Origin of the sequence: Pandoraea pnomenusa (genome assembly GCF_040391475.1) — a bacterium.
Lineage (GTDB): Bacteria > Pseudomonadota > Gammaproteobacteria > Burkholderiales > Burkholderiaceae > Pandoraea > Pandoraea pnomenusa_C.
In genome coordinates this window covers 320,130-344,477 of sequence record NZ_JBEBXS010000002.1, presented here as the reverse complement: position 1 = coordinate 344,477, position 24,348 = coordinate 320,130, and the positions used below count along the sequence as shown (strand labels likewise).

Here is a 24,348-nt window from a genome sequence, read left to right as displayed (position 1 = left end):
CCGAACCTTTACGTTGTAATCCACTACCCGTTTGACCGGTACCAGGATCTTCATGCGGAACTCCCTTGATTCAGAAAAACCGGATGGCACGCTGTCGCTACGGCGCCCGCCATCCGCGAACCTATGAACTTACTCGATTTCGCGCCCTTTCGTCTCGGGCAACAGCAATGCCGTAATCAGCACCACCAGATACGCGCCCCCGGCGAACATGCCGATTGCCGTGCCCAGTCCGCTCGTCTTCGCGAGATAGCCGACCAGGCTCGGGAACAGCGCGCCGATGCCGCGTCCGAAGTTGTACGCAAAGCCTTGCCCGTTGGCACGTACCGCCGACGGGAACAGTTCCGTCAGATAGGCCCCCATGCCGCTGAAGATACCCGACGCCGCAAAACCCAGCGGGAAGCCGAGGATCAGCATCTGGTCATTGCTCAACTGGAACTGCGTGTAGGCGTAGATGCTCACGCCCGAGAGCACGGCGAAGATCAGCAGATTCGCGCGACGCCCAAGCCGGTCGGTCAGATACGCGCCCGTCAGATAGCCGATGAACGAGCCCAGAATGATCACGAGCAAGTATCCGCCCGTGCCGATGACCGACAGATGACGCTCCGTCTTCAGGAACGTCGGCAGCCACGTCGTCACCGCGTAGTAACCGCCCTGCACGCCCGTGCACAGCAGTGCCGAGAGGAACGTGGTCTTGATCAGCGCCGGCGAGAAGATCGCCCATGCCGACGTGCGCTTGGCGGCGGCTTCTTCCTGCTTGCGCGTGCGCTCGAACAGTTCAGGCTCGGGCACGTGCTTGCGGATGAACAGCACGAACAGCGCAGGGATCACACCGATCCAGAACAGCGCGCGCCACGCGTACTCCTCCGGCAGCAGCGAGAACGACACCGTGTAGCACAGCGCCGCTACCGCCCAGCCGATGGCCCAGCCGCTCTGCACCGTACCGACGGCGCGGCCACGATACTCGGTGCGTACGATCTCGCCCATGAGCACCGACCCCACGGCCCACTCGCCGCCGAAGCCCAGCCCTTGCAACGCACGCAGCACGAAGATCTGCTCGAAATTCTGTGCAAAGCCGATCAGGATCGTGCACACCGAGAACCACAGAATGGTCGCCTGCAGAATGCGCACACGACCATAGCGGTCCGCCAGCACGCCCGCCAGCCAGCCACCGATGGCGGAGAACAACAGCGTGACGGTGGCCAGCATGCCGGCCTGCGCCTTGTCGATATTGAAAATCGTGATCAGCGTCGTGATCACGAAGGTGAACACCATGAAGTCGAGCGCGTCGAGCGCCCAGCCGCCGAACGCGGCGATAAACGTGCGCCGCTCGGTCTTGTTCATCTGGCGATACCAATCCATCTTGCCTCCCCTTTGTCTCTCTGGTCCTGCATGAGCGCGGGATGCGCCCGAAAGTGGTGAAAACGTCTGTGCTCAGTCAACTGCGGAAATTACTTCGTCTCCGGAAACCCATACAGCCGCGCCGGGTTGTCCACGAGAATGCGGCGACGCGTATCGGCGTCGGGCGCCCACTGCGGCAGCAGATTGCGCAACGCGCCCGTGTTCGGCATGCGCGTGAGCGACACGTGCGGCCAGTCGCTGCCCCAGACCATGCGATCCGGTGCGTCTTCGATCAACGCCTGCGCAAACGGCGTGACGTCGTCGAACGTCGGAAAGCGTTCGCTGATGCGATACGCGCCCGAGAGCTTGACCCAGTAACCGTGATCGCGCACGAGCGAGCGAAGCGCCGAGAAGCCCGGCGCCTCCAGCCCCTGCGCTACCGGCGTATGCCCCATGTGGTCGACGATGCCCGGTACCGGCAGCCGGGTCATGCGCGGCATGAGCTCGGGCAAGGCATTCACGTCCATGAGGAACTGCATGTGCCAGCCCAGGTCCTTGATGCGATGCGCGAGCGTTTCCATGGCCGTGAAACCGATGCCACCGCCGAACAGGACGTTGATGCGCAGGCCGCGAACCCCTGCGGCATGCATCGCTTCGAGTTCTGCATCCGTCACGTCGGGCGAGACGACCGCGATGCCGCGCAACCGATCCGGATTGCGGCGCAACGTCTCGAGCATGTAACGGTTATCGGTGCCGTAGACGCTGATCTGCACCAGCACGCCGTAGGTCATGCCGGTGGCATCGAGCATGGCGAGATACTTGTCCTCGGGTGCCGGCGGCGGCGTGTAGCTGCGCTCGGGCACCATCGGGTACGCGTCGCTCGCCGCGACCACGTGCGCGTGCGTGTCGACAGCACCGAACGGCACCTCGAACGTGGGCGGATCGATCTCCGGAAGCGGGCCAAGGCACAGCGGCGCGCCGGCGGCGGGAATTGCAGTCATGTCGACTCCTCAGGAGGCGCGAGGGCGACAATCGATGCGTCGGGCTCACGCCGGGGGGCTAAATCGGGGCGGCCGCCATGGCAGCGCGTACCCCGCGATCAGAAAGACAAACGGTTACAGCAACTTGCCCGGGTTCATGATGCCGGCGGGATCGAACACGGCCTTGATCTCACGCATCAGCCGCAATTCCAGCGGCGACTTGTACTTGGCGAAGTACTCGCGCTTGAGTTGCCCGATGCCGTGCTCGGCGCTGATGCTGCCGCCGTAACGGGCGACTTCGTCGAGCACTTCGGCGGTGATCGCCTCACCATGCTTCGCCATGAAGTCGTTCGCTTCACCGGCCGGGCGCGACAGGTTGTAATGCAGATTGCCGTCGCCGAAATGACCGAAGATGAACGGGCGCACCTGCGGGCATACGCTTCGCACGCGCGCTTCGGCGCTCGTCATGAAATCCGGAATGGCCTCGATCGGCAAAGAGATGTCGTGCTTCAGGTGCAAGCCGTCGGCGCGCTGCGCTTCGGAAATTTCCTCACGCAGCTTCCACATCTCCTCGACCTGTCCCAGCGTGGACGACACCACGGCGTCGGCGCACAGGTCGCGCTCGATGGCTGCCTCGATCACGCGCTCCAGCAACGCTGCGAGCGCCTGCTCGTCGGCCGTATCGGCCAGTTCGACCAGCACGTAGCCCGGGTGGCGCTCGCCAAACGGCGCGCGCACGCCCGGCACATGCGCCATCACGAGATCGACGCACTCGCCGGTGAAGAACTCGAACGCCTGCATGCGCGGACCACACTCTGCAAATAGCAACTCGTACAGTTCCAGCGCCTGACGCGGTGATGTGACTGCCGCGATCACCACCTGACGCACGGGCGTCGGCGCATACAGGCGCAGGGCGGCGGCCGTGATCACGCCGAGTGTGCCTTCCGAGCCGATCAGCAACTGCTTGAGGTCGTAACCGGTGTTGTCCTTGCGAAGCGTGCGCAGGCCGTGGAGTATCTCGCCGTTCGGCAGCACCGCTTCGACACCGAGCACCAGTTCGCGCGTCATGCCGTAGCGCACGACGTTCACCCCGCCCGCGTTCGTCGCCAGATTGCCGCCGAGCTGGCACGAACCTTCGGCTGCGAGACTCAGCGGCAGCAAACGATTGGCGTCGCGCGCCGTGCGTTGCAGATCTTCGAGAATGCAACCGGCCTCGGCGACCAGGGTGTTGGCGATGGTGTCCAGACTGCGCACGGCGTTCATGCGATCGAGACTGAGCACCACGTTCTGTGCCGACGTGTCGGGTGTCGCGCCACCGCACAAGCCGGTATTGCCGCCACGCGGCACGACCGGGGTGGCCGTGCTCTGGCACAGCGCAAGGATCTTCGAGACGTCCTGCGCGGTGCGCGGACGAACGACCGCCTGGGCGTTCCCGCGGTACATGCCGCGCCAGTCGGCCAGCCAGGGGGCGATATCGTCGGTCGAGGTGAAGACGCTGTCGGCACCGACGGCGTCGATCAGACGTTGGGCGAAGGCAGTGATGGTCATGGCGTTACGGGGCGAAGGCTGGGGGTAGCGGCCGAAGTCGATGAGCCGGGAGTGCGACGTTGCTGAATGACGGAAACGCCGGGCGAACTTACCAACGCGTCGGCGCAATCGCGCCGGTAATGACATCGCGTCCGGGCAACGTCAGCCCGAGACGCGCCGACGCGCGCAACAAGTGCGAAAGCGATGCGGCACGCGCGAGCAGCGGATCGCGTGCCTTGATGGCGTTGAAGACCGCCACGTGTTCCTGATGCACCTGCGCGGCCAATCCTTCGTGACGCAGCGTGTTCTCGCGCGCCGTTTGCACTACCTGACGGATTTGCAGGTTCAGATACTGGAGCAGATCGGCGTAATAGCGGTTGTGCGTGGCGCGGGCGATGGCCGCATGAAAGGCGGTGTCGTATTCGACGCCATTGTCCGCGTGATAGAGATTCGCTTCGAGCTTCTCGAGAATGCCGGCGAGCCGCCGGATGTCTTCGTCCGTGTGACGCACCGCAGCCAGTGCCGCAGCCGTGCTCTCCAGATCGAGACGCAACTCGTAGACGCTGGCCAGATCGGCGGCGTCCTGCCCCACGGGCACCTGGAACCCGCTCGACGGCGTGCGCGCCTTGACCGTCACTCCCGCGCCCTGTCGGCTGTCGATCAGCCCTTGCGCACGCAAACGCTCCGTCACTTCGCGGATCACCGCCTGGCTCACGCCATAGGTTTCGGAAAGCTGCTTGCCGGTCGGAAGCTTCGTGCCGACGGGGTAGACCCCTTGCCGAATCGCGTCCTGCAATTGCTGGGCGACTTGTTCGGTCAGGGTTTTGGGCTTGGTCGTCATCCTGTTACGTCATCTCATTCTTTTCTGGTTTGCATGTTATATGAAAACTTTTGACAATCTCCACCGAGTTAACCCTAGGTTCGCTCACCTATCCCCATTGAATGAAAAAGCGGCAGCGGAGGTTCACTCCGCTGCCGCTTTTCGATGTCTGAGCGGCCGCGCGTGTTCGTGGCCTGCTGCCGGACTTAGAAGCCGATCAGCGCTTCCGTCACGTGGCTCACGTTCGGCGGCGCAGCGAAGCTGTCGCTCACGAGCGCGCGCCACTGCGTGAATGCTTCCGAGCCGCGGAAGTGAACCGTGTGGTCTTCCAGCGTTTCCCACGTCACCACGAGACTGTAGTGCGTCGGCTCCTCGATGGACTTGAGCAGACGCATACCGTGGCAGCCTTTTGAACCCTTGAACAGCGGTGCCGCCTTGGCGACACCTTGTTCGAAGTCGGCTTCCTTGCCGGGCTTCACTTGGATCTGGGCAATTTCGAAGATCATGGGGTTTCCTCAGTAGTGTGTGTCGGCACCGCCCCGGCGTATCCGGCCCGGCACCAAGAGAACGCTCGATTCTATACCGCGCGTTCGCGCGACGCATCGCGTGTGACAGCGGCTTGCCTTTCCGCGCCCCCTTCCCTCACCCACCCAAGACGCGCACGAAATTTACGCACGCCTGCCACTGCACGGCACCATCCGCGTGCAGTCCGCATGCCCGGACCGCTTCATCCAATAAAACACCGAAGTGAATCAATGGGTTGGAAATTGCTGGCATCGCTCTTGCATATCTTCTTTCTTCTTCTCGTTTGCACCAAAGAGCACATTCATGCCCAATTCCAATACACCCGGCGACGTGCTGTTCCTGCTGCTCGGCGCGATCCTGGTGCTTGCCATGCATGCCGGCTTTGCGTTTCTCGAACTCGGGACCGTTCGCAAGAAGAATCAGGTGAATGCCCTCGTGAAGATCCTGACGGACTTCGCGGTCTCGGGCCTCGCCTACTTCTTCATCGGTTATCCGCTCGCCTACGGCGTCGATTTCTGGTCGAGCGCCGCCGTGCTCTCGCAGCACAACGGGTACGAGCTGATCCGCTTCTTCTTTCTGCTGACGTTTGCCGCCGCCATCCCGGCCATCGTCTCGGGCGGCATTGCCGAGCGCGCCAAATTCCATCCGCAGTCGGTGGCGACGTTCTTCCTCGTCGGCGTGATCTACCCGTTCTTCGAAGGCATCGCCTGGAACGGTCATCTCGGCATTCAGGACTGGCTCACGCAGGCGTTTGGCGCACCGTTCCACGATTTCGCGGGATCGGTCGTCGTGCACGCCGTCGGGGGATGGATCGGACTGGCCGCCGTCGTGCACCTCGGCGCGCGGCGCGGACGCTACAACGGGCAAGGGCAAGTCCTCGCGCATCCGCCGTCGTCGATCCCGTTCCTCGCCCTGGGTGCGTGGATTCTCATCGTCGGCTGGTTCGGCTTCAACGTCATGAGCGCGCAACGCGTCGGCGGCATTTCCGGACTCGTGGCCGTGAATTCGCTCATGGCGATGGTCGGCGGCACGCTCGCGGCGATGTGGATCGGCAAGGACGACCCCGGCTTCATTCACAACGGCCCGCTCGCCGGGCTGGTGGCGGTATGCGCGGGGTCGGACGTGATGCACCCGCTCGGCGCGCTTGTTGTCGGCGCCGTTGCGGGGGTGCTGTTCGTGAAGCTCTTTACCGTGACGCAGAACCGTCTGCACATCGACGACGTGCTCGGCGTGTGGCCATTGCACGGCGTATGCGGCATCTGGGGCGGTCTGGCCGCCGGCCTGTTCGGGCAGACGTGGCTGGGCGGCCTGGGCGGCGTGAGCTTCACCTCCCAGATCGTGGGAACCGTGATGGGCGTGGCGATCGCATTCGCCGGCGGCTATCTGGTCTACGGTGTGATCAAGCGCCTCGTCGGTCTGCGCCTCGACAACGAGCAGGAGTACTACGGCGCCGACCTCTCCATCCACAAGATCACGGCGACGCCGGAGCGTGAGACGAACTGGTGAAATGCTGATAAAAAAGAATTAAACCTGTCCAGATAAAATTGAACCTGTCCGGTACAGAAAGGGGGCTGGCGCAACGTCTGCACCAGCCCCCTTACCCACAGTATTCGTGGTGGACCTCCCTAAGAGCATTATGCGGAGAGCCTTCGTAAAAACTCATATTCAGCACAAAGTGCGCCGTCTCAGTCCTTTTAGGGTGCCGTATTCCACTCTTCTTTCGCAACACAGCCAATCAAAGCGCGGACTACGCTGTCGACTCGACCATAACCGGCACCGAAAGGCGACGGCAGTTCGTGCCAAAACCGGCTCAACAGCAGGCCTCACAACTTGGCCCAGCTCGCAATAGAGTCTCAAAATCGCACCACGAGACCTGCCCCAATAGCCCCCTAGTCAACGGGATGCACCCAACGACGCTGTCGCAGAGGCGTGCCCATCCTGGTGGCGACGCTTGAATGAACGTATAGCGCGAAATGCGTTGCAGGTTCGATGGGCGGGTATCGCAGCCATACCCATTCGAGCACGAACACCCAATCCGAAAGTGTCCGCGTTATTCTCGACAGGCATCAAATCTGATACGAAAAAGCGACGGCCTTCACTCGTTGTTATCCTCTTCTAAGCTCGCCGCGTATTGAGACTGAAAGTCGTCCTCAAAGTAATCGACTGGTTCGAATGTCGACGTCGATGTGAAGGTTCCACCAAGACCGCAAGCACTGAGTTTCGAGTATCCGACGATTTTCAACCCACAAGCCGTGCACTCAAAGGACGACGGCAGCATTGGTTGGCGAACCACAATGAGGCCGTCCTTAAAGTTCTGAGTCTCCGACCCCGCAGAAGACCCATGTAGTAGCGAAACGCTACCACATGCGGGGCAACTTACACGGTGGCCAAGGGCTCGGGTATTTTTGATTTCGGCAGCCTCAGCGAGCGCCTTGCGCTCTTCCTCTGGCTTGTCCTGCCAGATGGTTTGGTGAGCATTGATGGTTCCTTTGACCGCCTTTGCCGCGTCGTCCTTGATGGCCTCGATGAGCGTGTCCGCCGTTGATGCTTCGTCTTTGCCAAACACGTCCGACAATGCAAGGTTTTGCCGAGTCAGAACCACCTTCGCGACTTCGTAGAACTGAGGTAACCAAGACGAAGTTGAGAGCCCCTCGAATGGCAAACTTCCGGAGTGCAGTTCAGCATTCCTTCGCTGAAGGTGTATTACGCAAAAATTTGCGAGTTCGCGAGTGAACGTCGGCAACAATTGTTCTAGCCGGGAAATTACCTCGCTCGCATCAATCGATTTGGGGGAAATTTTTGCCGAACTCCCTTTCATGTCCAGAGCGAACAACAGGTTATTCCAGTCCTTGGCGTCAGCAAGAAGCACCGTAGAGAAGGAACCCAGGGTGGCGCGGAGCAACATTTCAAGGCACAAGGCAGACCAAAAGCCGAATTGCCACCCGTCTCTCGGCTGCTCAAGCATTAGCTCAGCATACTGAACCGCCTTCGCCGTCAACGTCTCGCTTGCCCAGTCGTTTGGTGTTTTCTGTGCCATGGTCAGCTCAAGTATGCGCGAGCAATCACTCTCGAAGCTTCGGAGGCGGGAACTCTGCTACGTCCATGCATCACTCGCCAGTTATCGAGCAACAAGGTGTGTCCGCTTTCGTTCAAGAGGAATTCTTTCGCTGGCAACTCGTTGCAGAGCTCCGGCAACGCCGAAACCAAGGCTTCAGCCAGTTTGTTCTTCGGCAAGAGGAATAACGGGTCCCAACGAAATACTTCGCCAGCCAATGCAGATAACAGGCATCGCCTGCCTTCAATGGGACGGCGAGGCGTGAACAAAGCTCGTCGCAGTTCATGCTCTTTGAAATACGGAGACAAGCTACGCCGGTCAACGACTCGCGTTGAAACGGAAGGAGCTCCCTCGACGCACCGCAACATCACGTACCGTGGCGGCCGATGCCAATGGGCGAGGTCGGTGTGCAAAGGGAAGCTGTTCCGTCCATAGTTGCCGCTATATGTATTAGCGCCTCGCACATTCTCGTCGACTGGACGCAGAACTTCAATTTCCCCGAAACGGGCTCCACAGATGGCACGAGCGATATCGTCTGCCACATTTGCCGGGGACTCGTCTTGCCAAACAACTCCGAGGTCCGCAACACCATCGTCCATTAACTGCGTGAGAAGCGCGTGCATAGCTCACTCTAGTCGAAGTATGTCTGACGGGAAGAAGTCGACTAAATCGTGTTAGCGTTGAAAGGCACGCCCAGTTATTTCTGAGGGTCGTGTCTCAGGAACACAATCATGTGTCGAATGTAATAAGGCACACCCGTACCGGTATGAATCTCAGACGTCGTGAATGCCAAACCAGGTCTTCCGGCGTCAGTGCGGTCGCATGTGATTCCCTTTTCATTTTCGAGATAGACGGCCCACTTCTCCAACCTATCTGCGGCGTTATCGTAGCCCTGCAGATAAATCAAAATACCTCCAGCATCCGCCCCATTTCGGGCAACGCTGTACCGCGTAGTAAGTTGTAGGTACCCGCCCCAGCAGTAACTCGGGCCATGGTCGATTTTGGCTTCCCCGAGCCATTTAAAGTTTCGCTTGTGGCGGACCTCAACGGTAATGTCGACGTGCCCACTATGGTCTTTGTCGTGACTGGCCAAATACCCGTACTGATTCAAACTTGCAACGATGGCATCAGAGACTTGGTCTTCGCTCGAGTCGGCGAAATATTTTTTCCGCCCCTCCAAGTCGCAGATAATCTCGTCCAGGTCCTCGTACAGGACATTCAAAAACTCTTCGTGGGTGTCGGTCGTCACCCGGCGAGCCATCCGATTGCCGCCGGCAGCCAACGCTATCAGCGCCTCATAACCCTTCAGACTGACAGGACGGTCACCCTCACCTGTCGGAAGTACATAGCTGAGCTCACTCATTCGACGAAATTTCCTTCGCCAACGAGGAGGGCACAAATGTCGGAAAGAGCCGGTCCTTATAATTCTCGATGGAGTCGCCTGTCTCTGGATGAAACAGCGCACCTTCGCGGCTCGCGACACCTATCTCTTCGGAATCGAAGTAGAACGTTTCCTCGTTCTCGTCGATAAACTCGAACTCAGTATCGAGCAGATGCAAATCGCTCCCCGTAAGATACTGAAGCGCGCGAGCAATATCAGCGTCCGCGGCTTTACTCTTCTTTGCGAGTAGATACAGTTGACCGAATGTGAGACGCTCGAGGACCCCCCCCGCGATTGCGTCAACAATCGCGACGCATAGCGTGGCGGCAGGAGTGTCCTCCCAAACCACCTGAACTCGCTTTATTGCGTCGGCTCTGTTCATATCAAGGTTAAACATGCTTGAGGAGGGTCTGCACTATCGTACTGAAGTCGTCCTCGAGCACGCATCCGCTCACGGCTGCCATTTCTAGCCGCTGAGTTGCCTTCGCCAACTCACGGAACGACCCGGGGAGAGACAGTTCAACAGGGTGCTTCCCAACTTGCGACTGGAAGCGCACCGCCAGACGGTAAGGAACGATTTCTGCCAAGTTCTTTAGGCCGACCTTACCCGCTTTATGATACAACTCCTCGCGCAAATCCGAGTCCTTGTTCCGCATTTTTTCTACCTTGACGGAATCGGTCGGCGTCTCGAAACCCAGCTCGCTGACCCGGCCCAGCCCGGTCGTCCTGTAGATATTTCCGATGGCGTTAAACAGGTTCACGCGGTCCCCGACCAGAGGCTCACCCTTGGCTCCACTGAAGTCGCCGTGGAACTGCCCCAGCGTGCTCTTAATGCAAATCTCCGCATAGTCCACGTTGGTCAGTGTCGGAAGGTCCATCCGAAGCTGCACGCTGCCATCAGGTGAAACGATGACGCTGTCGATGCATTGGCGGAACTTCAATTTCACGGCGATGAACTCGTCGAAGTCTTGAAATGCTTCCCGTACCGCATCTGCGACCTCATCCCGCTTGTACTTTTCGCGCTCCTCGACAAATCTGCCGGACAAGTAGAAAAGGCAAACTCGCCCGTCCGGGGACGCCCCTCGCCCCACCAAAGTGGGGATTTTCGGGACGTCAGTTTTGAGTTTCGCTTCGGGAACGAGCGCCGGAAAATGCTTGCTCGCCGCACTTTCCATCGGTTCAGCATTCTCCACTTTTGCGTAGAGTTGCTTTCCGAACTTTTCATGAGGATGGAAGAACGTGACCATCCTATCGGAGCAGATAAGCTGATGCCGATAGAAATCCTCCAGTTTATCTGCCACGGCTTGCAAGTCTGCTTTGCTGGTGTACTTCTCAAAAACCATTTCGAGAAACGGAGCCCAAGTCCGCGTCACAGGCAACCCGTTTTCCCCAGCAAAGTCAGCCATCCGCCTCCACTTGGTAACCTGCCTCAAATCCCCGACCAACAGCTCAATCTGTGCCCTCAGCGCTTTCATTGTCTGGCCTCAAGTTTTTCTGTTTTTCGATATACCACTTTTTTTCCGTAGTATACCTACCAAATATTTATACAAACGCTTCTACTTCTAACGGTGGACAGGCGCGGCCGAGTGAGCTGCCACGGTGCCTCCTATTTCCCGTCACCAAAGAACTGAAGAGGCCTGCTGCTTTACGACAAAGAGACGACGCCGAAGCGGTTTGGCAAACGCCAGCATGGAGGTATCGCGAATGACGACTGGCTGTTGCCTACTGCGGGCGAAGCATTTAAAAAGTTAAGCACGCGTTGATATAGCCCAACTATGTGCCGCACCACTTATGTGGACTCTGACGCTTAGCAATGCTTCACAACCTGCTTGGTCCACGTACCATTTTGATGGAGCGGGACGTGCAACATGGGAATGCCAGGCAGCAGGGTCTACCAATGACGTGTCCTTCAGAAGTGGAGTTTGTGTCTCGGCTCTGGATTTGGCGGCGGCGCTTTTCTTGACCGGCATAAGTCTTGTCACAATGGTGCTTTGGAACCGGACGTATAACGGGGACAGCTGTACAGCCCATTGCTGCAAGTCCCACGTTCTCGTTCAAACAGTAGAATTCACTGACATCGCCCCTGATTTCACGCTATGCGTCATCTGAGCGTTGCAATGGGTGATAAATTTCGGCAATTTATACTTCAGTTAACTTCGGCACTTCACGACTGCAATGGACCCTGTGAGCCAGGTCGATACCACTTGGGCGGATATGGCTGCTCGCGTCATTCGAGTCATTCTCGCGCGCAAGGGGATGGGATATGCCGAACTAGCTACGGCACTACAATCCGTCGGCGCCATCGAAAACGAACGCTCACTTGCTCTACGCGTGACGCGAGGTCGAGTGAAGCTATCAATGCTGCTTCAGATTCTGCAGGTCACAAATTCGACGGTACCCCGACTGTGGCTCAACGCCTTTGCCCTCCGAGACAGCTGGGAACGCCGCGCTGCTGCGGTTCTTGAAGTCGAATTATCCAGGCACCCAGCACTAACGGTCGACGAGCTCACGCAGCGCATGGTTCAGCTCGGCGCGAGCCTCAGCGAAAAAACCCTAGCCGCGCACATCGACCAAGGCACCATCTCGCTCCCCGAGTTCCTCCAGTGCATCCTTGCACTAGGTAGCTTGAGCCTTGACCGATTTATTGATTACGACGACCTGATAGCGGTCGGCCAATCCTTGGCCCTACAACGCTCGTGACGGACGAACCGAGACCGTCGTCCGCTTGCCATTTCAGCACCATCTCCTAGAATAAAAGCGGACATATTTTCGTCTGTTTTTTGCGGCACCCAAGCCTCGTTCCGGCGAAAAACAAGGTTGCCGCCGTGGAGGCCGCCATGCCGCTATGGATGTGCTGGACAGTCGATGCGGAGCCTAGCGTAACGCTCGTGCAATGGAAGATTGTTGAAATCGACGCAGGAACGCGTCACTTTGTTGGCGCTGACTCGCGAGACTTCACCGGCAGGGTCAGCTCAGCCATCCAAGAATTCGATGCGACATCGATGCGCGGCGTCACTCGGTCAGGTCGGGTCTACCACCTGCTTGGAAGCCCAGGAGACTCGGCGGACGCGCGTTATGTTTGGGACCAGTGGTGCTCGATAAACGACGTGCGAATGCACCAGGATGTCACTGACAGCGTGATTGATTACGCAAGACGTGCGCCCACCGACCGCAGCTTCATCCCTCCCGGTTCTCCGGGGAGCTCCTAGCGTACGGACTCCTCCCCCCGGCCCGCTGGATGGAGCCGTAAATGACAACACCATATAAGCGAGCGAAAGCTGGAAAGATGTTGCGGATGAGATGTCCCACCGCAACGTGTGTCCCGGTATCCGGCCTCGGCGTCACATATATGCGTCTTGGTGGAGGAAACGGCGCCTCCATTCGCTACCGCCGCATTGGGGCTCGACGACCTATCAGAACCCTCGATACCAACACCCGCACGGCGATTATTCGGCTCTCGCACATGGTATGTGTACTTCCACCGAATGCGGTTGAAGAGATTCTCAGACTACCATCACAACAGCTGGGACATTTGGTCAAAGCCGCAGTGCGGCGCGCGCGAAGAACGAATGGCGCGCGAGGCTTCTTCAGGCGTCGTCCGAGAAGCCAGGTCTTTCGTGGCGTGGGCCAACTTTTTGCGTCTGAAAAGGAAATGTCGTAAAACTGCTGGATGTAAACGGGGGTACCACGATGGACTCGGATGAATGGAAGTCCCGCGTTGTTCGCACGGCGAATTAGCTTTTCCCGAAGTGCGAATCGACCAGGTTAACCATGGGGGTATGCGCGGTTGGCACGAAGACCGTCCACCAAGAGTTCGTTCGCGAAGGATGCGCGCACGAGTTCACTGCACTGTTCGTGTTGGTCGGGTACTACGATGACCCTCCCGATATGTAGCCGCTGCTCGTTGCTTCCGCTCGCTTAGTCTAGGCTCGAATCGTATATCGGCCACAAAGGACACCACCATGTCGACCAGCGAGAGGAAGTCGATTCGAGAACGCAGTCCAAGCCCTAGAGACGACGAGTTCATGTCCATGGCGGATGTGGCGAAGGTACTGTTCGTATCCAGGCCGCACATCGCCAAGCTCATCGACCAGGGCAAACTCAAGCTGCACCACGTAACCGGGAACAACAGCTTCGTGAGCAGAGACTCGGTGCTGACGTATCAAGCCGAGCAACAAGCTGCGATAGAGGCATACCAAGCCGCGGCTGCAGACGAAGAGTGAGCCGGCGGCAGGCGGCCGTGGCAATGCCTCTCTGGAGGGCACCAAATTTGGTGATAACCATCACCACTCACTTGCCGTCCGTAGTAGTTTTACTTGCCGTCCATAGTACGTTTACTTGCCGTCCGTAGTAGCCCAGCTTGCCGTGCGTAGTAAATTGCCCCTCGGCCACGAAAAAATCTAGCAGAAAGTAGTGGGCGTTTTGTGTGGATATCCACAGCTCCTAATCTTTTATAATCTTTGTAATCTCGGTAATCCAACGCTCGGGGAGGCTCAACCCCATGACACGCGGGTCTGAGACAACCCTGGCCTCGCACGCGAAGCGCCTCATTGCTCAGCACGCTGCAGCTTCTCCGAAGCATCTCCCCAAAGAACCGCTGCACCTCGCCAATCGTTCCCAAATGAGGGCACACGTCGCTCCGCACGGCGCGAGCTGTCTCAGACGGGAGATGCTCACCCAGCAGCGCTCCCTGGTTGCCAAAGAACCACTCCACGCTTACGCGGATGTATCTGCATTGAGCGGCATTGTGAAGGTGAACCTCGAGCGTAGACTGGCTTGCCCTTTTGATGGTTGGGCAAGCCAAGGCCATTCTCGCGCGAAATTCGAAGTTCCTTAGAGCGCAACGGAAGCACTGCGGTGCCGGCGGTAAGGTTGGCGCCATGCAAGACCCCAGCAACCAGGCGAGAGCGTTCCCATGGTGGATTCCCTAGCCCTCAGGACGGGTGTCTTAACCAGTTGTCCGCGTACACTTCGCCATGCTCTCTTGCAGCTAACCTAGTCGTGAAGCACTGGTCGTACAGCTCCTTCCGATGCAGCGGCTGAAATTTTCCAACTCTCCTGACAACGACCCCAGCACGAAAGTGGCCATCGCGTAGTTGAATGGAGAAAACAGTGACGTGAAAATCTCCCGCCACGTATTGATGTTCTGACATCGCACCTCCTCGGCCGTTCTTGCCTGCCCGAGCATCCGCCGACACTCCAGGCTCTACGTCGGCCGTCTCTCGTACGAACACCAACTGGACTACACGCCTTGTTGGAACACTCAGGGACAGATGTACCGCTCAAGCCTGGAGGCCTTCTCAAATCAAACTCAACAGAACCCAATAGAGAACACCGCTATCCGGGTTCACGAAACTGCAGCAACCCTTGGAACCGGCGGAATGTTTCGACCGCGTCGAATCCACCATTCAGCGAAGAGCAGGTTGGGAATCCAGCACGAGAAGCCCGTAATACTCAAAGCCAGCGAAGGCTCTACGCCGCCGGCCAGAATCAAGACGGGGAGCTGCCAGCGCAGCATTACAGCAGCGTAGGTCAACGAGTAGTTGCGAATCATCCAGCGGCGATGCGACTGGAAGTCACGAGCCTGAATTGCGCGAAATGCCTGAATACCCGTCAGCAACCATGCCGTAGCCAGCAGAGCAAATCCAACATCGCCATAGATGTTCGCCAGCGAACCCCAAGTCAACTGAAACGCGCACAAGGCACTAAGCATTACCGCTGTGAGATAAATACTTCCGAGTAATCTGTGCAACTTCACGTGGCGACGTCGCAACGCCCCCAAGAACTGAAATGGGCCGATTACCATCGCCAACATGCCGCCGAGGACGTGAATATATCCGAGCGGTGAAGACAGCATCTTCTGCTTCACGACGGGGTCGCCCGGTGGATTTCCGAAGAGGAAAATCAACGTGTAGATTGCAGTCAAAAAGGCAAAGACCGTCATCACGGCCCAGCCCAAACGATGTTTATTTTTGCCAGACTGGGGGCTGGCGATGATACTGGCTGACATGAGTTCCCTCGCGTTTTTTATTACCCGTTCGACATCTTTGTTCGTTGCACTGGATGAGCCATGCCTCCCTAAGTTAAGAGCGACAGAGCTTCCGGGCCCCAGGCCATCCCTTCCTGGACAGCCTGGACGTTCAGCAGCCGCGCGTGGAGTTAACCGCGTGCGACGTTCACAACCTTCGCCTGCGTGTACTCATCCAAGCCAGCCTGCCCAAGTTCCGCGCCCAAGCCGGATTGTTTAAATCCGCGGAAAGGAAGGTTCGGAGCAATGTCCATGTGCTTGTTTACCCAGATGGAGCCCGAGTCGATGCACAACGCCACCGCTTCCGCGCGAGCAACCGACTTCCCCCACACCGTAGCGCCGAGGCCGTACTTGCTTTCGTTGATTCGACGGATGGCATCGGATACGTCCGAATACTTCAGGACCGGAAGGATGGGCCCGAACTGTTCCTCCTGCACGATTTCGGCAGAGTCCGGAATGTCGCGAACAATCGTCGGAGGAATAAAGTAGCCGGCCCGGGCGAGAGGCTCCCCGCCCGCGATAACATTGCCTTCGCGGCGCGAAACCGCAAGCAGGTCACAGAGCTTTTCAAACTGTGCCCGGTTTTGGATGGGGCCCAACTGGGTTGCAGGGGCATCTCCATCGCCAACCACCATCTCAATCGCGAGCCGTGCGAGCTCAGCGCAAAACGCGTCGTACATCTCGTCAGGGACATACACACGTTTAATGGCCACGCAAATCTGACCGGCGTTGAGCATCGCTCCGTCAAACACCTTGCGAGCGGTTTCGGCGACGTCTGCATCCTCGAGCACCAGCGCGGCGTCATTTCCACCGAGCTCGAGCGTCACCCGCTTGATGCCGCTTGCAGCGCTGCTCATCACCTTCATCCCCGTTGCCGTTGAGCCGGTGAAGGCAATCTTTGCGACGTCCGGGTGTTGAGTCAGGGCCGCACCGAGGTCATTCGCGTCAGCAATAACGTTCACAACGCCCCGCGGGAAAATGTCGGCACACACCTCGCCGAGAAGGAGACTCGTCAGCGGAGTCGTCGGTGCCGGCTTTATGACCAACGTATTACCCGCCAGAAGTGCCGGCGCCAACTTATTGAACAGAAGAATGAGCGGGAAATTCCACGGCGTGATTGCCGCGACCACGCCCAGCGGTTGACGATACTCCACTACACGCTTCGTCTCGTCGTCCTGCAACACAGACGATTCGATGGTGAACTGCGAAATGCCACGCGCGATGTATGCACATCCCAGGCACTCAAACATTGCCTGATTTGACGGCTTTCCCTGCTCTTTCGTTAACAGCGCCGCGAATTCCGGCGCTCGTCTCTCCATCTCCGAGGCGAGCGAAAGCAGCAATTCACGCCGTTCGCCGATGGGTCGAAGTGACCACGCAGGGAAGGCGGCCTTCGCCGCACGCACGGCCTCGTCCAGTTGCTTCTGAGACGCGCGAGGAGATTGCGCGAACTCTGCCCCGGTCGCGGGATTAATAACTGGCATCGACATATCGCCAGACACGAGTTGACCGTTAATCAACAGCTTGAAATTTTTGTCCATTTATTCCTCTTATTCGTAACCATTTCCACCTCCCGCTCGTTGAGCGGGACTTACCGTCGCTCAACTAAGCGCACCTGCTTCAGGCGGCGGCAGGCGCGGAAATTGATTTAGTCGTCTCGCTCACATCGGCCCACCATCCATGCCATCCCGAGCGAATCTGAAGGGGCAATTTCAGTGTGCACACGGGCCCCTTCGCAACGTCAGTTGCTTCAAAAAATGCGATATCAGTGAGATTTCTAACGGTATCGTTCATCACCACAGCTACGTACCCATCTCCTTCCGATGCATTCGGGGTACGCGGGATGAACACCGGCTCTTGCATAACGACGTGCGCCGGCACCTCGTGCACCGTCGTCTTGCGTGAACTCAAGTCAACGTGGGCGAACGCATTGCGCGTCCCTTCGAATCGCAACATCCAACCGTTCTTGACTGCTTTGCCGCTAAAGCGGTCGTCAATTCTCGGGAACTCCCCAACGAAATCACTCAACCGCTCCTCGCTCAAAAACTCAGGCGCATCGGACCAATGCTTGGCGCCGCGCTCGTAGTCAATCGTGATTCGCGTGAGATACGTCTTCGACTGGGTCGGGTCGAACGGCTTGCCGAGCTCGGGGAAGAACGGGAAGGCGTTGCCTGCTGAGGTGCACGTGTCAAACGTAATAGTCGAGCCGATGTTCGACGCGTTTAGATTGTGCGAGATGAATCGGTTATTGCTTTTGAACCATCGTACATCCTCAGGAGCACCGCCCCGCGGGAGGACACAGAGGTAAAGCGGAAGCGTGCTTTCCCACGCGAAGAAGCGCTCACCTTCGCGGAGCTTCTCATCGCCCACACCCACGAGCGGCGACACAGCCCAGATGACGTAGTCGTCCGAAATGCATACGTCATGCTGCATGTTCATGTAGGGCAGTTCGAATGCCACCTCATGCACAATGCGTCCCTCGGGAGAGATTTCGTAATACGTGATGTCCCGGGCGAACAGACCGTCGTCGGCATAACCAAAAGCGTGCATTCGCCCCTCACTATCGACGCGCGCGTGGGCTGCAATGACTCGCTTCCTGAACGTTCCGTGAAAATCCCAAATGCCGTGAGTTTCAAGCGTGACCGGGTCCAGTCCGTATGCTGGCCCGTCTTCTTTCATAGCCAGGAGGACCCCGGCATGAACCAGCGGTGCTGTGTTTGCGAGCGTACGTTCCACACCAGCAGTTTCCGGCTCGTCCGAGTAAGGGTCACGGTAACGTCCGAAAAGTGAGCGCCCATGCTCATTCTCGAGCTTCCAACGGTCGGTCTGCACATAGCGCTGCTTGATGGACGCTTTACCGTCCTTCAATCGCAACGCCCAGACCATGCCATCTTCGTTGAACGGAAAGTCCGGACCTAGATGGGCAGGAAACTGTCGGTCGGACAGAACACGGTAGAACGTGCCGTCCAGAGTCTCAGGCAATGCCCCTTCGACCGAAATTCGCTCAATGTCAAACTCAGTTCGGCTTGGTCGGCCTGCAGAGCGAATCACGCCAATTACATCCAATGCAGCTTTATCCATCGCTGGCGTCTCCTATGTAACTCTTTTTTCGAATCGTGCGCTCGCACGACAATAGATGTCAAGACATCAATAAACACAAAAAAACCGAAGTCTCCACCAGCGAACTTCAATGACAAGAGTTGCGAACTGCCCACGGCGCATAGCTCATTTGCTCCAGCTCCCTTTCTCAGATGCGTCAACCAAGTTTCAAGGGGACGAACTCCTGATTGCGAGCAGAGAATCGAAGCTCAGGAGGATTTCGACGTACGGCCTACGTTCTGGGCACTCGCAACAAGACTTCCTCAAAAAGACCGCGTTAGAACGCTTTCATCAACGTCCCATACACCGTAATGGCGTTGTTGTAATTTCGAGCCCAGATAGGCAGGCCCACTTTGAGTTTGACGATGCTCTTCCACTGTGGAATTTGATATGCGACGACGGGCCCAATCGTGGCCGCGCCCAACCGGTCCCCATTTCCATTCACCAGTTGCCCGGACTTCCGGTCACCGTTCAACTGAGTTGCATAGTTACCAGCAACGCCGACTTGCCACTTCCCCATCCGCTCGCTGATGGCCCAGTCAAAGTCGATGACGTCCCCAGTTTGGTAATCCGTCGCTCGATTGCGCGTGGCCTTGTCGTACCAAACCGTGAGCGAAAACTCAGTGCCGTCACCGAATCGGTTCGGGCCTGTGAGATACGTGACAGATGCGTTCGGAATAAAGAAATAGACGTTGTGGCCCAAGGAACCAACCGCGCTATTAGGGTTGTAAGCCCCAGTCGGGAAGAACATCGAGTACGCCAATCGCACAGTCAATCCATACGGAAGACCTGGACGCCCTTGCTCCATCGTTTCCGGGCAATCTCCGCCGATATGCTTGCTCCAAATCAACAGGTCGGAATAGAGGTCGCCAATACCGCTCGCACGCCCCGATTGACCATATGCCGTGAGCGAATACGTGCCTCCGAACCCTTCCACGATGGTCGATGCCAACGTTCCTCCTCCCAGCTTGAACGGATAGACGTACATCAAACCGCCTAGCGCGGAATAGACGTGAAGGCCAAACTGCGCGCCATCAATCTTCTTCCCGTCGTTTCCATAAAGGGAGGTCGCATGAGCGGTGCCCGCAATGACCAGACCATAGAACCCGGGCTCTGGCGGCAGATAGGCCGCACCAATATCCGCTCCGCCGTTGATGCCGCCATACACAAAACCTTCCGACGCTGTAGCTTCGCGTGACGCGAAGGAAAGCATGGCGAGAGCAATCGCCACTGAAGCAAACCAACTTCTCATTGCCTGTCTCCGTTCTGTTATCTAACTTTTTATTTGATGTCCCGCGTCGCTGCGCACATGTCCACAGCGATTCCGTCCGCTCACGCCTCTCGCGACCAGCCCTCCAGTTGGACAGACGCAAATTTCGGCCATCCAGTCACCCACCCTTTTGAGGCAATTGACCGATGAAGCCACCGACAGCCGAGAGAAACCGTTCGCACCGAATAAGGCTAGGTTCGATTGCCTCGAGCGCCGTGTAATGCGCATAAAGAGGCGTCGCCGGATACCGCTTTGCGGGGGTGGTGGCAGTATCTTTTCAACCAATAACGATGTCAAGACAACGAAATCCAAGGGGCACGCATGACCGTGCCGCCCCGAGTTCAAATATTGCGTGCGGAGACGCCCAACCAGTGGCCGTTTTCCGGTGCCCCCCCTTTGCATCAAGCAACAAATCGCCAGTGCAACACCAAGGGTAAGCACCAATGAGAATTTTATAAATATCGTTGTTTTGACATCAAAAATTGCGCACGCGCAAAGCAAGCCCACCACCTAACGTGGCCAAGTTGCCGAACTCTCATATCTGACAATCCATTCCACTGCACTCACGAGTACCTCTTGACGCCGCACCGGAGATTAAATCTGTGCACATTTGAATTGAATCAGGCTATATTACGTTGTCTTGACATCATTATTCGCGACCGAGTCGCGCGAAGCCAACTACATCTGGAGACAAACATGCTTGATTACGCAGAGTACGAACGCCTGTTCAACGAAGGAGATGACGTCGCCCACACAGAGCGTTTTTTTACCGATGACGTCGTTTTCGCCGGTGGCAGCATCGAGGTGACGGGCAAACCAGGGCTGTACAAATTCTTGGCTTTTGCTCACAACGGCATTCTGGAAAGAATGCGGCCACAGTTAGTCATGCAGCAGCGCAACGAGACCTTCGTCGAAGTTGACATGGATTTCCACGCCACCAAGCCGCGCGCGGACTTTCCGTTTGGAGCAATGCTTCCCGGGGACATGGTGACGGTTAAGTTCTTCGTCACCTATAAGCACTCGGACGGGAAGGTCCATGAACTCAAGGCGATGACGTGGGCTCCAAATCGCGGCGTTACTCGCATCCCGCGACTCGGACAACATCCGTCCCAGAAGGCTGCATTCCTCTCATACCTCGCGGCGTTTTCGAACGCCGACACGGAGCGATTCAGCGCTTTCTATAATGAGGACGTCACGCTGGCGCTACCGTCCGCCCCCGTCCTCGTCGGAAAGCAGGCCATCGTGAACTTCTACGCCAAGATGTTCCCTACCGTGCGCGAGCAACTCTCTGTCGTAGAGTTTTCTGCGACGGACGACGCATTGAAGTTGGTGGCAAATGCACGCTTCACTGCAGTCGACGATGCACCTGAATTCGTGGTTTCCCCGCTGAAGCAAGGTGAAGCGTTGGAAATGCCGGTTGAGGTTCGTTATCAGTTGCAAGGCGGCCTTATCAGCAAGATTTCGGTTGAGCGCCTGGGCGAAGTAAAAAAGGTCTCTCAGTAATTAAAGTGCCCTGCCTGCGCACCTTGTCTTACTCGCAGGGCGGTCAAGTTGGGGGCACGCCCCGCCCCCAAGCCCATCCGATATACTTGTCGCCCAAAGCTCGCCTCGTCTCCTCATAACGATGACTGCTCCTACCAAATCCCGTCGCAGTGCCCCCGGCAATGATTCACCGCTTGAACTGGACAGGAAGCTTGATGACCTTGCAGCGGTTAGACTCGCAAGAATCGCGGAGCTAGTCTTTCGGCTGACCGAACGCTCCTACGAATCCACTGGACTGAGGTTGACGGACTTGAGGATTCTGAGCGCTATGCATGCCGGCGAGGCGTTGTCTATCGCTGAGCTCAGCCGCCGATGCATGGTCGACAAGGCCTGGATTAGTCGACTGACGAGGGAGCTTGAGGACAAAGGGCTCGTCGCACGTCAACCCCACCCGACCGATACGCGCTCCATGGTGGTCGCCTTAACCAAACAAGGCCGTGCACTCCAAACGCAAATTAAGCCGCTCGCCCTTCAGCGCGAAAAGAAGATTCTGCGCAACGTCGACCGACCCGCTCTGTTCGAAATGCTCAAGCAAATCGATACAAACCTAAGGGAAATCCTTGCTGCGGATGACCCAGCCGAGACCTAAAAATTGGTAGGCGGCGGTGGGGGCCTCCATCGCCATAGCCTGCCCGCTTGCTCTAAACTCCCGCAATTTGGCCGCCGTCGCGCGCGCCGCCGCTGCATCAAAAAGGGCCAGCCACTCGCAAAGTCGGCTGCGGCAACCAGTACCTGCCCGCCCATGGGTCTCCTCAAAGCGCAGGCATAACGCCTAACTTGTCCGGGGGAAAACACCTACCCCGGAAGCGCATGCCCCACCTTGTTTGACCTGCGCTGACTGGCTAATATTGGCCTAAATTAATCAATGATTAATTTAAGTTGCAACTATTTTGAATGGTCAGCCCGCACGCCGGTGAGGTTCATCGGGAAAGCGAGCGCAATAAATAAAAGGAGACAATCATGTCCAGAACACCGTCGCATTCCGTTGAACTGATGTTCTGCGCCCCGCGTCAGACGCCACAATCGCAAGGAGCTACGCCCCCTCAATATCGACGATTCGAAGAGGCGGGCATGCTGATTGAGCTCGATGTGCCCGTGACACTTCGTGATGGCGTCGTGCTGTATGTCGATGTGGCCCGGCCTCTGACAGGGCCCGCAGTCCCGCCTATCATCGCGTGGGGCCCTTATGGCAAGCACGTTCCGAACCAACCTGAACGTTACCTCCCTGGCGCTATGAATGCGGCTCACCTCTCGCCCCGCACTCGCTTTGAGGCTCCCAACCCCGACTTCTGGGTGCCAAACGGCTACGCAATCGTGAACGCCAACCCTCGCGGCACATGGTTTTCTGAGGGGAAAGCATCGTACATGTCTGCCCAGGAGGACCAAGACTTCTACGACGTTATTGAATGGGCTGGCACTCAATCGTGGAGCAACGGAAAAGTCGGGCTTTCTGGGGTTTCGTATTTGACCGTTACGCAGTGGCGCGTGGCCGCCTTAAAGCCGCCCCATCTGGCCGCTATCAACCCTTGGGAGGGATGGTCCGATACATATCGTGAAGTAGCGTTTCACGGAGGTATTCCTGACAGCTACTTCTGGGAGTTCCTCGCGAATAGATGGCGCTCCAGCATCAACCAAGTAGAGGACCTGATTGGAGAGACAAATGCTCATCCATTTTTTGATGAGTTTTGGCAATCGAAGTCTGCGGACCTTGATGCAATCGAAGTTCCTGCCTACATTGTCGCCAGTTGGACGGACCAAGGACTGCACACCAGAGGAACGTTCGAAGGCTTCAAACGTATCTCGTCTACTCAAAAATGGCTTGAGGTTCACGGTCGAAAGAAATGGGCCTATTACTACGACCCGGAATCCGTCGCACGTGCAAAAACGTTCTTCGACCATTTCCTTAAGGGTATCGATAACAACCTGAAAGAGTGGCCGAAGGTCTCATATGAACTGCGCGAGAAGAATTTCGTCGGCGAGATGTTGTCAGGCGATACCTGGCCGTTGCGCAGCACCCAGTATCGCACCCTGTACCTGGATGCCTCCGAGATGACACTTCGAGGTAGCGAGCCAAAGAGCGACGCGCGGGCTTCCTACGACTCAGAGGACAGGTCTACCGCTCCGTCACGTGTAGAGTTCGTTCACACGTTCTCAGAAGCCACGAAGGTCGTCGGCAACATGGCCCTTCACGCGTACGTTCAAACCGACGAAGCCGACGATATGGACTTGTTCGTGGGGATTCAAAAGCTGGACAGGCACGGTAACCGAGTTCCATTTCCCTATTGCGCTCAGTTTGATGACGGTCCCGTGGCGCTGGGCTGGCTCAGGGTCTCACACAGAGAACTCGACGAGGCAAAGAGCACCCCCGCGCAACCCGTACTCGCACATCAGCAAATGCTCCCGCTAACTCTCGGAGAGGTGGCCAAAGTCAGCGTTGAAATTTGGCCGTCAGGCACTTTGTTCGAGGCGGGGGAATCGCTCGTCTTGGTCATTCAGGGCTCCGAAATCTGCAAACATGTCAGTCTCGCTCACTATCGCCACGAAGTGACCGTCAATAATGGCCAGCACGTTGTCTTGACCGGCCCAACATTTCCGTCTCGCCTCGTAATTCCCGTCGTCTAAGTGCCTGCGCCCCCGATTCATATTTTTGAATTGGGGGGATTCTTTTGAGGGGACATGAATGGACGTGAGTCGCAAATGCTCATTGGGGAAGGACAACCTTTCACCGGAAGACGGGAAAGAGAACCTCGCGCTGTCCATCATGGCCGCACGTTTGGCGTCGG

The 24,348-nt window shown here is 57.6% G+C and carries 19 protein-coding genes; 6 read left to right on the top strand and 13 right to left on the bottom strand.

Annotated elements, in window-relative coordinates:
• Window positions 1-129: 129 nt before the first annotated feature.
• The 5 genes from ABWO90_RS04115 to ABWO90_RS04095 form a co-directional block, all read right to left on the bottom strand.
• The gene (locus tag ABWO90_RS04115) at window positions 130-1,359 is read right to left on the bottom strand and encodes an MFS transporter (protein WP_353189923.1); all 1,230 of its coding nucleotides are present in this window, start codon (window positions 1,357-1,359) and stop codon (window positions 130-132) included.
• An 89-nt stretch (window positions 1,360-1,448) separates the two neighbouring features.
• Window positions 1,449-2,339 carry an amidohydrolase family protein gene (locus tag ABWO90_RS04110; protein WP_353189922.1) on the bottom strand — a complete coding sequence of 297 codons (891 nt, stop codon included), beginning with the start codon at window positions 2,337-2,339 and terminating at the stop codon, window positions 1,449-1,451.
• 114 nt (window positions 2,340-2,453) lie between these two features.
• Window positions 2,454-3,866 carry an FAD-binding oxidoreductase gene (locus ABWO90_RS04105; RefSeq protein WP_353189921.1) on the bottom strand — a complete coding sequence of 471 codons (1,413 nt, stop codon included), beginning with the start codon at window positions 3,864-3,866 and terminating at the stop codon, window positions 2,454-2,456.
• Between the two features lie 88 nt (window positions 3,867-3,954).
• A complete protein-coding gene (locus tag ABWO90_RS04100) occupies window positions 3,955-4,686 on the bottom strand; it encodes a FadR/GntR family transcriptional regulator (protein ID WP_353189920.1) in 732 nt (243 codons plus the stop codon).
• Between the two features lie 185 nt (window positions 4,687-4,871).
• Window positions 4,872-5,171, bottom strand: coding sequence for an antibiotic biosynthesis monooxygenase family protein (locus ABWO90_RS04095; protein ID WP_353189919.1), 300 nt, complete (start codon window positions 5,169-5,171; stop codon window positions 4,872-4,874).
• A gap of 322 nt (window positions 5,172-5,493) precedes the next feature.
• Here ABWO90_RS04095 and ABWO90_RS04090 point away from each other — a divergent pair, with 322 nt between their 5' ends.
• On the top strand, window positions 5,494-6,696 hold the full coding sequence (locus ABWO90_RS04090) for an ammonium transporter (protein ID WP_353189918.1): 1,203 nt from the start codon (window positions 5,494-5,496) through the stop codon (window positions 6,694-6,696).
• Between the two features lie 589 nt (window positions 6,697-7,285).
• Here the strand turns inward: ABWO90_RS04090 and ABWO90_RS04085 are convergent.
• The 4 genes from ABWO90_RS04085 to ABWO90_RS04070 all read right to left on the bottom strand — a co-directional run bounded on the left by ABWO90_RS04085 (window position 7,286) and on the right by ABWO90_RS04070 (window position 11,032).
• The gene (locus ABWO90_RS04085) at window positions 7,286-8,227 is read right to left on the bottom strand and encodes a hypothetical protein (protein WP_353189917.1); all 942 of its coding nucleotides are present in this window, start codon (window positions 8,225-8,227) and stop codon (window positions 7,286-7,288) included.
• A gap of 715 nt (window positions 8,228-8,942) precedes the next feature.
• Window positions 8,943-9,608, bottom strand: a complete 666-nt coding sequence (locus ABWO90_RS04080; RefSeq protein WP_353189916.1) for a hypothetical protein — start codon at window positions 9,606-9,608, stop codon at window positions 8,943-8,945.
• Window positions 9,601-10,023: a hypothetical protein gene (locus ABWO90_RS04075; RefSeq protein WP_353189915.1), complete on the bottom strand. Its 423-nt coding sequence runs from the start codon at window positions 10,021-10,023 to the stop codon at window positions 9,601-9,603. Before ABWO90_RS04075 ends, ABWO90_RS04080 begins: the two co-directional genes overlap by 8 nt.
• Window positions 10,016-11,032: a hypothetical protein gene (locus tag ABWO90_RS04070; protein ID WP_353189914.1), complete on the bottom strand. Its 1,017-nt coding sequence runs from the start codon at window positions 11,030-11,032 to the stop codon at window positions 10,016-10,018. The genes ABWO90_RS04075 and ABWO90_RS04070 overlap by 8 nt, the downstream gene beginning before the upstream one ends.
• Before the next feature lie 778 nt (window positions 11,033-11,810).
• On the opposite strand from ABWO90_RS04070, the gene ABWO90_RS04065 reads away from it, so the two are divergent.
• Window positions 11,811-12,326 carry a DUF6471 domain-containing protein gene (locus ABWO90_RS04065; RefSeq protein ID WP_353189913.1) on the top strand — a complete coding sequence of 172 codons (516 nt, stop codon included), beginning with the start codon at window positions 11,811-11,813 and terminating at the stop codon, window positions 12,324-12,326.
• A 1,262-nt stretch (window positions 12,327-13,588) separates the two neighbouring features.
• Complete coding sequence (locus ABWO90_RS04060; RefSeq protein WP_353189912.1) at window positions 13,589-13,849, top strand: helix-turn-helix domain-containing protein; 261 nt, start codon at window positions 13,589-13,591, stop codon at window positions 13,847-13,849.
• A gap of 1,124 nt (window positions 13,850-14,973) precedes the next feature.
• Here ABWO90_RS04060 and ABWO90_RS04055 read toward each other — a convergent pair.
• The 4 genes from ABWO90_RS04055 to ABWO90_RS04040 all read right to left on the bottom strand — a co-directional run bounded on the left by ABWO90_RS04055 (window position 14,974) and on the right by ABWO90_RS04040 (window position 20,005).
• Entirely contained in the window at window positions 14,974-15,636 is a 663-nt protein-coding gene (locus ABWO90_RS04055; RefSeq protein ID WP_353189911.1) for a DUF2306 domain-containing protein, read from the bottom strand.
• Window positions 15,637-15,785: 149 nt separating this feature from the next.
• The gene (locus tag ABWO90_RS04050; protein ID WP_353189910.1) at window positions 15,786-17,195 is read right to left on the bottom strand and encodes an aldehyde dehydrogenase family protein; all 1,410 of its coding nucleotides are present in this window, start codon (window positions 17,193-17,195) and stop codon (window positions 15,786-15,788) included.
• Window positions 17,196-17,274: 79 nt separating this feature from the next.
• Window positions 17,275-18,735, bottom strand: coding sequence for a carotenoid oxygenase family protein (locus ABWO90_RS04045; RefSeq protein ID WP_353189909.1), 1,461 nt, complete (start codon window positions 18,733-18,735; stop codon window positions 17,275-17,277).
• Window positions 18,736-19,030: 295 nt separating this feature from the next.
• A complete protein-coding gene (locus ABWO90_RS04040) occupies window positions 19,031-20,005 on the bottom strand; it encodes a SphA family protein (protein WP_353189908.1) in 975 nt (324 codons plus the stop codon).
• Between the two features lie 714 nt (window positions 20,006-20,719).
• On the opposite strand from ABWO90_RS04040, the gene ABWO90_RS04035 reads away from it, so the two are divergent.
• From ABWO90_RS04035 to ABWO90_RS04025, 3 genes are all read left to right on the top strand, one after another.
• Window positions 20,720-21,526, top strand: coding sequence for a nuclear transport factor 2 family protein (locus tag ABWO90_RS04035; RefSeq protein WP_353189907.1), 807 nt, complete (start codon window positions 20,720-20,722; stop codon window positions 21,524-21,526).
• Window positions 21,527-21,647: 121 nt separating this feature from the next.
• A complete protein-coding gene (locus ABWO90_RS04030) occupies window positions 21,648-22,154 on the top strand; it encodes a MarR family winged helix-turn-helix transcriptional regulator (protein ID WP_353189906.1) in 507 nt (168 codons plus the stop codon).
• A 371-nt stretch (window positions 22,155-22,525) separates the two neighbouring features.
• A complete protein-coding gene (locus ABWO90_RS04025; RefSeq protein ID WP_353189905.1) occupies window positions 22,526-24,187 on the top strand; it encodes a CocE/NonD family hydrolase in 1,662 nt (553 codons plus the stop codon).
• The last annotated feature ends 161 nt before the right edge of the window (window positions 24,188-24,348 follow it).